This is a genomic window from Halomonas sp. 113 (assembly GCF_904067645.1).
GTDB lineage: Bacteria > Pseudomonadota > Gammaproteobacteria > Pseudomonadales > Halomonadaceae > Vreelandella > Vreelandella titanicae.
The window spans coordinates 1,659,952-1,671,507 of sequence record NZ_LR881453.1 but is presented as its reverse complement, the minus strand read 5'-3'; the positions used below and the strand labels follow the sequence as shown (position 1 = coordinate 1,671,507).

The 11,556-nt window shown below is 54.8% G+C and carries 7 protein-coding genes; 1 reads left to right on the top strand and 6 read right to left on the bottom strand.

The window, feature by feature from the left end; translation table 11 throughout:
• Positions 1–40: 40 nt before the first annotated feature.
• Both YERSI8AC_RS07935 and YERSI8AC_RS07930 read right to left on the bottom strand, forming a co-directional pair.
• The gene (locus tag YERSI8AC_RS07935) at positions 41–2,215 is read right to left on the bottom strand and encodes a methyl-accepting chemotaxis protein (protein WP_159176488.1); all 2,175 of its coding nucleotides are present in this window, start codon (positions 2,213–2,215) and stop codon (positions 41–43) included.
• 249 nt (positions 2,216–2,464) lie between these two features.
• Entirely contained in the window at positions 2,465–4,630 is a 2,166-nt protein-coding gene (locus tag YERSI8AC_RS07930) for a methyl-accepting chemotaxis protein (protein ID WP_159176487.1), read from the bottom strand.
• A gap of 100 nt (positions 4,631–4,730) precedes the next feature.
• Here YERSI8AC_RS07930 and YERSI8AC_RS07925 point away from each other — a divergent pair, with 100 nt between their 5' ends.
• The gene (locus YERSI8AC_RS07925) at positions 4,731–5,675 is read left to right on the top strand and encodes an IS5 family transposase (RefSeq protein WP_159176486.1); all 945 of its coding nucleotides are present in this window, start codon (positions 4,731–4,733) and stop codon (positions 5,673–5,675) included.
• A 277-nt stretch (positions 5,676–5,952) separates the two neighbouring features.
• Here YERSI8AC_RS07925 and lon read toward each other — a convergent pair whose 3' ends face one another.
• The 4 genes from lon to thiL all read right to left on the bottom strand — a co-directional run bounded on the left by lon (position 5,953) and on the right by thiL (position 11,520).
• Entirely contained in the window at positions 5,953–8,505 is a 2,553-nt protein-coding gene (lon, locus tag YERSI8AC_RS07920) for an endopeptidase La (protein ID WP_022519721.1), read from the bottom strand.
• 149 nt (positions 8,506–8,654) lie between these two features.
• Positions 8,655–9,911, bottom strand: a complete 1,257-nt coding sequence (locus tag YERSI8AC_RS07915; RefSeq protein ID WP_022519722.1) for a DUF945 family protein — start codon at positions 9,909–9,911, stop codon at positions 8,655–8,657.
• A gap of 137 nt (positions 9,912–10,048) precedes the next feature.
• Positions 10,049–10,522 carry a phosphatidylglycerophosphatase A family protein gene (locus YERSI8AC_RS07910; RefSeq protein WP_022519723.1) on the bottom strand — a complete coding sequence of 158 codons (474 nt, stop codon included), beginning with the start codon at positions 10,520–10,522 and terminating at the stop codon, positions 10,049–10,051.
• Positions 10,519–11,520 carry a thiamine-phosphate kinase gene (gene thiL / locus YERSI8AC_RS07905; RefSeq protein ID WP_022519724.1) on the bottom strand — a complete coding sequence of 334 codons (1,002 nt, stop codon included), beginning with the start codon at positions 11,518–11,520 and terminating at the stop codon, positions 10,519–10,521. Before thiL ends, YERSI8AC_RS07910 begins: the two co-directional genes overlap by 4 nt.
• Between the last annotated feature and the right edge of the window lie 36 nt (positions 11,521–11,556).

Below are 11,556 nucleotides of genomic sequence, written 5' to 3'. Positions count from 1 at the left end.
ACCCGATAGGAAGTAAAGCGCCCTCCATGGCGCCGATTCATCAGAAGGTCGCCCACGCCTCTTCGGCTGGCTGGACTTGGGCAGTACGCTGAGTCGGGGAGTTTTGGGGCGAGACTAATGCGGGAGATGACGCTAATGGGGGCGTGGAGCCAAGCCCTGCTTGTTTAAGCAAGCGCTTGCGGGCAGTCTCGCTGCTCTCTTCGGCAGCACCCTCTAAGCGAAAGGCGGCGATAACGTTGGCCAGACTCAGTGCTTCGCGGGTGAGGTCTTGAGCAGCGCTGGAAATCGACTGTACCTTGGAGGCATTCTGCTGGGTGACATGATCCATCTCCGCGACGGCGGTATTGATTTGCGCGATACCGTTGCTCTGCTCATCGAAGGCGGTGCTGATCTCTTCCATGATATCGCTGACTCTCATTACCTGAGTCACTACCTGATCGATAGCGGCTTCGGCCTCCTTCACCGCTTGGGCACCGCCGCTAATCTCCTGGGAGGAGGAGTCGATTAAACGACGAATATCGCCAGCCGCATCAGCGCTACGCCCGGCCAAGCTACGCACCTCATTTGCCACAACTGCAAAACCACGCCCCTGCTCGCCAGCCCGAGCAGCTTCTACTGAGGCATTCAGCGCCAGAATATTGGTTTGAAAAGCGATGCCGTCGATGACGCTAATAATGTCGGTCATCTTATCGGCGCTGGCAGCGATGCGCTCCATGCGTTCGACTAGCGCCTGCATGCGCTCGCCGGTTTCGCGGCTGGTGGTGGCATTTTGCATGGCCAGTTGATTGGCCTGACGGGCGTTTTCGCTGTTTTGCTGCACGGTCGCCGTCATCTGATCCATGCTAGAGGCAGTTTGCTGAAGCGAGGAGGCCTGCTGCTCAGTGCGCGATGCCAGGTCTTCATTCTGCTGTTTGATATGTTCGGACGCAGGTGTCACCACATCAACTTTGTTGCCCACCTCGGTAATCAGCCCCGATAAGCTAGCGCGCATGGTTTCCAGCGAACTCAGCAACTCGCCTAACTCGTCATTACGCTTTAAAGTCACTCGGTTGGCGAGGTTGCCCGCAGCAATTTGGAACGTTACCCGGCGGGCCTCGTTGAGTGATTTAATCAGCGATTTGAGTACCGCCATGCTCAGCCCCACCATTAACACAATACCCAGCAGCAGCACGCCCAACTGACCGTACAATAATACCTGTTGCTGCTGTTCGGCATTGTCCATCAGCGTATGCGCAGCCGTGCGTTCCTGTTCAACCAATACATTGATAGTGGCACTAATACTTTCAGAGGTGGGCTGCACGTTGTCATTAAAGGCTTCAAAAGCAGCAAAGCCGTTACCATCGCGGATAGCCGTCAGGGTGGTATCGGCACTTTCAATAAAAGTGGTGAGATGTGCCGCTAGGCCCTCTTGCACACCGCCGGTTTCGCGCTCTGCAGTATAGCCTTGCCACGACTGCTCAATGTCGGCACTCATGGTGGTTAACTGGCTTTCAAGAGCATCAAGATCCGCCCGCCTCGGGTTGCGCACCGCCGGTTCTAACGCCTGAATGGCTTGGCTAACCCGCTGGCCTATCTGCTGAAGGTCGGTAATGCCTTCAAGGCCCGTTTGATTGAGAGTGCGTAAGCGTTCAGCGGAACTGGTTAAGCCATACACCCCCGCCGCCCCTGCGATGACTAGTAAAACCACCGAAGCCAGCACCATGCCCATTAGTTTGGCCTGCATACTGCTGAAACTAAAACGCTTTACCCATCCACGCAGACCGGTGTGGCGTATTGCACCATAATGCAGCTTGAAACCACGTGTTTTGCCCTGTTGCATTGCAGCGTATACCCGCTCTGCCCGGGCAATGGCTCTATCCGCCGCTTTACGCCGGATAGAGGTATAGCCCACCACGCGGTTACCATCGAGCAGCGGCGCGATGGTGGTATGCATCCAATACGCTTCTCCCGTTTGGCGGCGATTCTTGATCAGCCCCTGCCAGGTTTTACCGGCTTCAATGGTTTCCCACAGGTTCTGAAAAACCGCCTTGGGCATGCTGTGGTGGCGGAACAGACTATGGGGTTCACCCATGATCTCGTCCAGCGTGTAACCACTCACCTCCACGAAGGTTTGGTTGGCGTAGGTGATTCTGCCCTGCAGATCCGAGCGTGAGATCAACACTTCGTCATCGGCTAATTCATAAATAGTGGATGCTGCTTGTGCGGCATTATGCATTGAGACCCCCTACTTTTTTATTGAAGGCTTGTGCCATCTTTAGGATTAGCGGTTCCCTAGGAGCCTGTCCGACTTAACACTGATCTACTGCGAATCTATGCTTCTCGCGACGATCGGCCAAGCCAGACAGGCTCCTAACGCTAAGCCTTTTCAATTAGAGGTAATGCATGAAATATGCCACCGCGAAGGGTGGCATGTCATAAAACCGAATAAAGGGAAATCAAGCACCTAACAGTGTCGTCTACCGGGCTAAAACGCTTCCCACTGGTCAGCACGAGGCTGTGTTGCGAGTGTCTTAGCACGCTGCTCTGAAGGGGCTGTCAATTGCTGAGTTGCTTTACTGAGTGCCTGGTTGGCGCGCTGTAACTTCGCCCGCGCCTCTTTGATGTTCTCGTCTTGAGCGCCTTCCAAACGGAATGCATCGACCACGTTAGCGAGTTCAAAGGCTTCGAGGGAGAGATTGTCCGCTGACGCCGCAATCGACTGAACTTTTGAAGCGTTCTGCTGGGTCACAAGATCCATTTCGGCAATCGCCGAGTTAATTTGACCGATCCCACTGCTCTGCTCGCTGGACGCAGTGCTGATCGACTCCATCAGCTCACTGACTCGACTCACCTGCTGAGAGACTTCCTCAATCGCCCGCTCCGCCTGCTCTACCGCACTACGACCACCGCTGACTTCCTGAGTAGTGCTATCAATCATCTTGCGAATTTCCTGGGCGGCATCTGCGCTGCGACCAGCTAGATTGCGCACTTCGCTGGCGACTACCGCAAAGCCGCGTCCATGTTCACCAGCACGCGCAGCCTCAACCGAGGCGTTGAGTGCCAAAATATTAGTTTGAAAGGCAATGCCGTCGATCACGCTGATCATCTCGGTCATCTTTTCAGCACTCTGGGCGATACGCTGCATGCGCTCCACCAGCTTTTGCATTTGCTGACCGGTTTCCTTGGTGCTGGCAGCGTTCTGCACTGCCAGATCAGTCGCCTGGCGGGCATTATCGGTGTTCTGCTGAACCGTCGAGGTCATCTCCTCCATACTCGAAGCGGTCTGCTGAAGCGACGACGCCTGCTGCTCAGTGCGTGAAGAGAGTTCCTCATTTTCAGCGGCTATCTGCTGAATCGCCGGAGTAACCACTGAGACACGATTCTCTACATCGCCCACGATGCTGGAGAGGCTAAAACGCATGGTGTCCAGGGAGTAGAGCAGCTCGCCCAACTCGTCGTTAGTTTGACGACGTTCACGGGCGGCCAAGTTACCCGCGGCAATTTGGAAAGTGATATACCGCGCGCCCGACAAGCTGCGAAACACGGATTTCAGAATCATTACACTCAAGCCGATCATGACTAAAAAGCCTACCGCCAGTAGCACCAGCTGCGCTATCAGCATTTGCTGACGCCCGCTTTGTGCCTCGGTCACCAGCAATTCGGCATCGGCACGCACCTGCTCAACCAAGGTGCTGTTCATCTCGCGCAGCGACTCTGTGGTCGGCACCACCACGTCATTCAAGGCCTCAAAGGCCGCGAACCCATTACCCTCTTCAATCGCCACAAGGGCGGTTTGCACCGCATCAATCCAGGTATTCAGAGCACTATCAAAAGCCTGGGCGGTCTCATCAGTGACCGTCGCATCCGCATAGTAGCCCGCCCACAGCGTCTGCATGGCATCGGTATACTGGCCAATGTCTGCGTTGACGGCCTCCAGGTCAGCCCGACGAGGGCTTCGTACCGCAGGTTCCAGCGTGCCAACCGTTTGACCAATATAGCGTTCGATATTCTGCAGCGAGGCGACATCGCTCAAACCTGAGCGATTAATGGTTTCCAGCCGCTCGCCGGAGAGTAACAGCGCAGAGACTCCCAACCCACCCGAAAGACAGAGTAGCAGCAGCGACGCCACCACCATACTGATGAGCTTGGCTTTCAGGCTAGTGAACTGAAAGCGCGACAGCATTCCAGTCAAGCCTTTACGCCGCAGCGTGCCATGGGCTAGTGCGTAGTGGCGGGATTTACCTTTTTCGCGAATCTCGGCATAGATTTTTTCTGCCTGGTTAATGGCTTTTTCTGACGCTTTGCGGCGCACGGAAGTGTAGCCGACGATGCGCTCACCGTCCCGCAGCGGCGCCACGGTGGCATTCACCCAGTAGTGATCGCCATTTTTACGCCGATTTTTAACCACACCTTGCCAGGTTGTCCCCGCTTGGATGGTTTTCCAGAAATCCTTGTAAGCAGCTTCAGGCATATCAGGGTGACGAAGGAGGTTATGGGGAGAGCCAATGAGTTCTTCACGGCTATAGCCACTGACCTCAACAAAAGTAGGGTTGGCGTAGGTCACATTGCCCTTTAAATCCGAGCGGGAAATAAGCACCGCTTCCTCACTCAGAACATACTCACGCTGCGTCACGGGCTGGTTATTGCGCATTAGTTCTCCAAGAATTAGATATTCTTAAGGAAGCTCTGAAAAAGTCACTGCCATCAGTGATAATACGGCTATCGTCAACTGCATAGGATTCAGTGCTGCCATGGATCAAATCACCTTCTCCGAAGCCGAGTACCAGAACAAGAAGAGAAAGACTCGCCGCGAACTCTTTCTGGAGCGGATGGACAAGCTGATCCCCTGGACGCAGCTGGAGAAGAAGATAGCCCGTTATTACCCCAAGGGCGAGAGCGGGCGGCCTCCGTATCCGTTGTCTGCCATGCTCCGCGTCCATTGCATGCAGTTGTTTTACAACCTGAGCGATCCGGCCATGGAAGACGCCCTCTACGAGATCGAGTCCATGCGCCAATTCGCCGGTTTGAAACTAGACCGATTGCCGGACGAAACCACGATTCTCAAGTTTCGCCATTTTCTGGAACACCACGGCCTTGGCAAGGTGCTGTTCCAGGAAGTGAACAACCACCTAGAGAAAAATGGCCTGATGCTGCGCGAAGGGAGCATTGTCGATGCCACTATCATCTCTGCGCCTAGTTCCACCAAAAACAAAAAAGGCGAGCGCGATCCGGAAATGCACCAGACTAAAAAAGGTAGCTCTTGGCACTTTGGCATGAAAATGCATATAGGTGTCGACGATAAGCTTGGGTTGATTCACAGCATCGAGACCACGGCTGCCAATGTCCATGACATTGTGCCTGCCGATAAGCTCCTTCACGGTGAAGAGCAACGCGTCTTCGGTGATGCCGGTTACCTGGGTATTCAAAAACGCGACGAGCACAAGCACCGCAACGATATCTCTTGGTATATTGCCAAACGGCTTGGCACCCGCAAGAAGCTAGATGCCAGGCGACAGAAAGTCGAAAACATCAAAGCCAGTATCCGTGCCAAGGTGGAGCACCCTTTTCGGTACATCAAACAAGTTTTTGGTTATGGCAAGGCTCGCTATCGTGGACTGGCCAAAAACACTCAGCGCCTGCACTTGCTGGCGGCGTTCAGCAACCTGCTGATCAGTGAGAAATACCTATGGGAATAGGGCGATTGCGCCCCTTTCCCGCTCAATGAGCGGGAAAGGGGCAAAAATACACAAAGAAAGGGAGAAGAGTGTCTGAATTTTCGATTTTTTGTCGGCTCAAGTAAGCGTTGATGAATATCGGCAGTTATTCAGACCTTCCTTAATTTTTATAAAAGCAGAGGTCATTATCGCTATAGATCATCTCGGCAAACCAGTGAACAAATGTAAAAAAAGCGCCTTACTCTCGTAAGACGCTTTAAAAGGTTAAATAGCCATTGCTGCAAATAAAATCAACGCTCTATTTTCGGCCAAACACGACATCTGCCACATCACGGTAGCGCTTGGCAAAGTGCACCGTCATGCCCTCTTTCAGGTAGTCCGGCAACTCTTCGTAATCGCGCTTGTTGGCGTCGGGCAAAATCAATTCAAAAATATCGCTGCGTCGCGCGGCAATGACTTTCTCACGAATACCGCCAACGGGGAGCACTTGGCCGGTTAACGTTAGTTCGCCGGTCATCGCCAAAGGCCTATCGATCGCATGGTGCTTGGCCAGCGAGAGCAGCGCCGTGGTCATGGTGACACCCGCCGAAGGGCCATCTTTCGGCGTGGCGCCCTCGGGTACGTGCAAGTGTACAAACGCCGAGTCAAAGAAGTCGGTATCGGCACCATACTCCTGCAGGTGGCCCAGGGTATAGCTGTAAGCGATATTGGCGGACTCCTGCATCACTTCGCCTAACTTACCGGTCAGTTTAAAACCACGATCCAGTGAGTGTACTTTGCCTGCTTCGATGGGCAATGTTGCCCCCCCCATGGAAGTCCACGCCAGGCCGGTCACTACCCCTTCGCCGGTAAGCACTTTCTCCTTACGGAAAATCGGCGCACCTAAGAACTCCTCCAGGTTTTTAACTGATATCTTGACCGTTTCAGACTCCTCTTCGAGCAGTTTAACGGCCGATTTACGCACAATGCGGTGCAGTTGCTTCTCCAGCTGGCGCACTCCGGCTTCCCGGGCGTAGCCTTCAATGACCTGCTTTAAAGCCGCATCGGAGAGGCTGATCCTCTTTTTCGTCAGGTTGTCGCGCTTGAGCAGCTTCGGCCACAGGTGGTGCTTGGCAATCGCCAGCTTCTCTTCAGCGATATAACCGGAGAGGCGGATCTGCTCCATACGGTCAAGCAGCGGCCCTGGAATCGAATCAAGCGTGTTGGCAGTGCAGATAAACAGCACCTTGGAGAGGTCCATGCGCACATCAAGATAGTGATCAAGGAAATCGACGTTCTGTTCGGGATCAAGTACTTCCAGCAGCGCCGATGCTGGATCGCCCTGAAAGGACTGCCCGAGCTTATCGATTTCATCCAGCATGATAACGGGGTTTTCGACCTCGACCTCTTTAAAGGCTTGCACCAGTTTGCCGGGCATAGCGCCCACATAGGTACGCCGATGGCCTTTAATTTCCGCTTCATCGCGCATACCACCGACTGAGAAACGGTAAAACTGGCGCCCTAAGGCTTCGGCGATCGAACGTCCGATGGAGGTTTTGCCTACCCCAGGAGGGCCTACCAACAATACAATCGAGCCGCCTACGTCGCCTTTGAAAGTACCCTCGGCCAGAAATTCGATAATACGCTCTTTAACGTCTTTCAAACCGTCGTGGTCGCGATCCAGCACCTGGCGGGCATGGGGTAGATCCAACTGATCCTGGCTGGTCACTCCCCAGGGCAGCGAGGTTAACCAATCCAGGTAGTTACGCGTGGTGCCATACTCCGGCGAACCGGTTTCCAACACGCTGAGCTTATTAAGCTCATCGTCAATACGCGATTGAACACGCTCGGGCACTACCAGTGACTCCAAACGCGCTCTAAAGGTATCTACATCGTTTTCTCGATCACCTTTGGAAATACCCAATTCACGCTGGATGACCTTGAGCTGCTCGCGCAGGAAGAACTCGCGCTGGCGATCCTGCATTTGCGCGTTTACCTGCTCGCTGATCTCTCCCTGTAGCAACGCAACATCGATCTCTTTCCGCAGCAGCGGCAGCACTTTCTGCATCCGCTCTTCTACCGAAAGTGTTGCCAGCACATCCTGAAGTTCGGGGCCCTTGGCGGAGGTAATAGCGGCGGCAAAATCGGTCAACGGCCCCGGCTGATGAGGACTAAAGCGGTTGAGGTAGTGCTTGAGTTCTTCACCGTACAGCGGGTTAATCGGCAGCAGCTCTTTAATGCCGTTGATGATTGCCATGGCGTAGGCGCGGGTCTCTTCGTTCTCCGCATCAACCGGCTCTTTAGGGTAGGTCACCTCGACGAGGTAAGGCGGCTCTTTGGAGAGCCAGCGGGTAATTTTAAAGCGCTGAAGCCCTTGAGCGATAAACTGAATCTGATCGTCTTCGCCCTTAAGTTTGTGCACTTTGACCGCAGTACCGATCTCCGGAAAACCTTCGTGATCCAGTGAGGTGACACCCTGCTCGCCCACAAAGGCAACACCCAATGTGTGGTGCGGCGTGTTACCCACACGGCGCATGGTCTCTTCCCAGCGCTCACGATTAATCACCAGCGGCTGTACCTGGGCGGGGAAGAACGGCCGGTTATGAATAGGCAGGAGGTAAATGCGTTCGGGCAGCATTTCACTAGCGGGCACCAGAGAGTTTACCCGCTCGCCGTCTGAGCGGTACTCACTTCCTCCCTGCTTACTATCGGCCTCTTGAGAGCTTTTTTCAGTCTGTTCGTTAGAGTGGTTTGCACCACTGTCTTCACTACTCTCTTCACTACCGGGGGTGTCATCAGTAGTGGATGACTGCTCATCATCAAGTTGCCAATCAAGATGTTCAGCGTCGTGTTCGTAATCCTGGTCGCTCATGCGTCCTCCAATGAACCGATACCGGCGGTGAGAACCGCCTAGTGTTGTCCATGGAATGCGGGCAGTGGGCCAAAACTTCAACCCTTCGCGAGTAGAACAGTCAGTTTAGCGGCGCTCCCTGCGACCGTAGGTAAACTTTTCTTTTAAAATTATTGAGGCCAAAGCTCGGGCATCGGGCGCCCATTGATACGCCAAACGCCACGCACCACATCAAACTGCAGCTCCCGAGTGCCCAGGGGCAGACCTAACCATAATGCGGCGACGGTAGGCGCATCGTGCCAGGTAAAGTCGCCATCAATGCGCTCCAGCCATTTCGCCTGCTCTTTCTTTTTATCGAGGTTAACCACACTCAGCTCATCCAACTGGCGGGCATCAAAAAACAGCGCGCCATCCGCATCCAGGCGAATACCCAACAGCGGGCTATCGATAGCAACGGTCGTGACATCTAAACGCGGCGAGTCGCTAAGCACTTTGCGCAGATCCGGCTCTAAACGGGCCAGCAACCCTTCGGCCATAGGTAGACTAGCGTCTCCCCAGGCGGCTTCCTGACGCAAACGACGAATCACTTGGCGAACCGCATCGGCATTCAAACGCGAAAGTTCCATCTCTATGCGGCCATTGAGCAACGGCATGTCCGGCGCTTGAGAAGGCACCATCACATCGCCCACTTCAAGCTCGCCTTTGATACGGAGTTCGCTCTCATCCAGCACCATATGGCTGTTTAGATCGAGAGGTGAAAACTGGATATCGTAGGAGGGGTAGCTGAGCGTCAGCGTTTCAATATGCAGGTGATCGCGTTGAGCAAAGTGGTAAGCATCATCAATATAAGTATAGCGGCTTTCGAGCACCGTGGGGCCTATCGCAAGCTGGGCCATACCGTCGGTCAGGGTAAGTTGATCAAATAACGCGCGTAGTCGCCAATCGCCAAACACGCCTTCCAAGCGCAGCCGACCACCGCGGACGGCTAAATCGCGGCCATTTTGTTGAATCACAAAGGGGGCAAGGGCAAGGCGCAATTCGCTATGACCGCTAAGGGTGTGATAGCGCCCCTGCCAACGCGGCACAGAGGGGGCGGTGACCTCACCCACGGCTTGCTGCAGAACGGTATCGAGACGTGGTAGTACGGTGCCTTCGACATCCGTGCTTAAAATACCGTGCCGCGCGCTATACGTGAGCTCAAGGCGCCAGGGTCGACCCAAAAGCGGTGACAGTATCACCCTGCCTTGGGAGCTTAACCACCCTTGATGACTCTCAGTACGATTGACGCGCCACTCACCCCGCGCCTCCAGATCTTCGAGCGCTTGGCGTAGACTGCGCTCAAACAGCACACTGGAGAGTAGCTGCGCTGCCATCCACACTACGGCTATAATCGCCAGCGTGGGGACAATCAGACGTTCCTTGCGCATGCTACCTCCTTGAAGCCAACGCCTTGCAGCCAATGCACTCGAAAAAAGTTATCAACCGCTCCTGATCTCTACTTACCACTTACCACTTACCACTTACCACTTACCACTTACCACTTACCACTTACCACTTACCAAGTTTAGTGTAGCCAGAACCACAGGTGCATAGTACTCCAGGCGTAGGCCCCAGCCATCACGTCATCGATCATAATACCAAAGCCGCCCGCCACGCGGCGGTCAGCCCAGCGAATCGGCCAGGGCTTAAAGACATCGAAGATGCGAAATACCACAAATCCCCATAGCGCAGCCTCCCACGAAAAAGGCACCGCCGCCATGGTTAGCCAGTAACCCACAAACTCATCCCACACGATACCCGAGTGGTCGTGTACCCCTAAATCGTGGGACGTTTTATCACATAGCCAAACGCCAATAACAAAGGTGACAAAACAAATACTCAGGTACCACCCCAGGGGCAGTTCCGCCATCATCCAGTAGAACGGAATGGCCGCTAGCGTGCCAAAGGTACCCGGTGCCCAAGGCACAGCGCCGCTGCCTAAGCCAAAGGCAAAAAAATGTGTTGGACGGCGCCAGACACTTTTAGGTGCACGATTCATGGCGCTTCCCCACTAAAATGCTGCCAGCCGGCATAGCCGCTGACATAACGACTCAGTTCACTCTGGCCAGAGGCAGTAACGCCTAACGCTTCACTACAGTGGCCAATGACGGTCAGCGCTAGACCCAATGGCGCTAAACGCTGTTGCGCCTCTGCGACGTCGTCAGCGCCGAGGGTAACAAGCAGTTCGTAATCATCCCCGCCTGAAAGTGCCGCCTTTAGTGCAGCTTCCCGACCTAGGGAGCTTTCCAGTTCGTCCGCCAGTGGTAAGGCGTCTAGCGCGATGACGGCTCCGACCTGCGAAGCGTCGCGAATATGCGCCAAGTCGGCCAGTAGCCCATCGGAGATATCCAGTGCAGCGGTGGCTAAGTCGCGCAACGCCAGGCCCGCCGCTAAGCGCGGTTGTGGCAATAGGTAGCGACTTAACAATGGATGCGCCAGATCGCGCTCGCCCTGCTGCCAAAGCGCCAGCCCGCCTGCCCCACCACCTAGTGCACCGGTGACAGCGATCAGATCTCCCGCCTGGGCACCGCTACGGGTCAAGGCTTCGCCCACCGGGAGTTCACCCATCACAGTAACGCCTATGGAAAGCGCACCGGAAGTGACATCGCCCCCCACCAGCGTGGTGGCGTGCTGCTGACAAAGCGTATGAAAGCCTCGCGCATAGTCTGTAAGCCAAGCATGGGTGGCTTCATCATTGGTAAACTGGCGCTGATCAAGGGTTAACGCCATCAAACACCAACGCGAAGTCGCCCCCATGGCGGCCAGATCGCTCAGCGCAACGGCCAAGGCACGGTGACCCACCGCAAATGCTGATGCTTCGCGGGGAAAGTGTACATCCACCACCGAGGTATCAACGCTCACGACCAACTGTTGGCCTGCTTGCGGCAACAGCAGCGTGGCGTCGTCTCCACATCCCAGTGTGACGCCATTTGACGCAGCCGACGCCTCCTGCGACGACATAAAGTAGCGTCGAATCAAATCAAATTCGGCAAGCACAAAGGCCCCTTAAACGCATTGTCATACCGCTCGCGT

Bases quoted from the DNA above. Each gene is read 5' to 3' on its own strand.
- YERSI8AC_RS07935 (WP_159176488.1), bottom strand. From the start codon at position 2,215: ATGCATAATGCCGCACAAGCAGCATCCACTATTTATGAATTAGCCGAT.
- lon (WP_022519721.1), bottom strand. From the start codon at position 8,505: ATGAGCGACCAGGATTACGAACACGACGCTGAACATCTTGATTGGCAA.
- YERSI8AC_RS07925 (WP_159176486.1), top strand. From the start codon at position 4,731: ATGGATCAAATCACCTTCTCCGAAGCCGAGTACCAGAACAAGAAGAGA.
- YERSI8AC_RS07915 (WP_022519722.1), bottom strand. From the start codon at position 9,911: ATGCGCAAGGAACGTCTGATTGTCCCCACGCTGGCGATTATAGCCGTA.
- YERSI8AC_RS07910 (WP_022519723.1), bottom strand. From the start codon at position 10,522: ATGAATCGTGCACCTAAAAGTGTCTGGCGCCGTCCAACACATTTTTTT.
- YERSI8AC_RS07930 (WP_159176487.1), bottom strand. From the start codon at position 4,630: ATGCGCAATAACCAGCCCGTGACGCAGCGTGAGTATGTTCTGAGTGAG.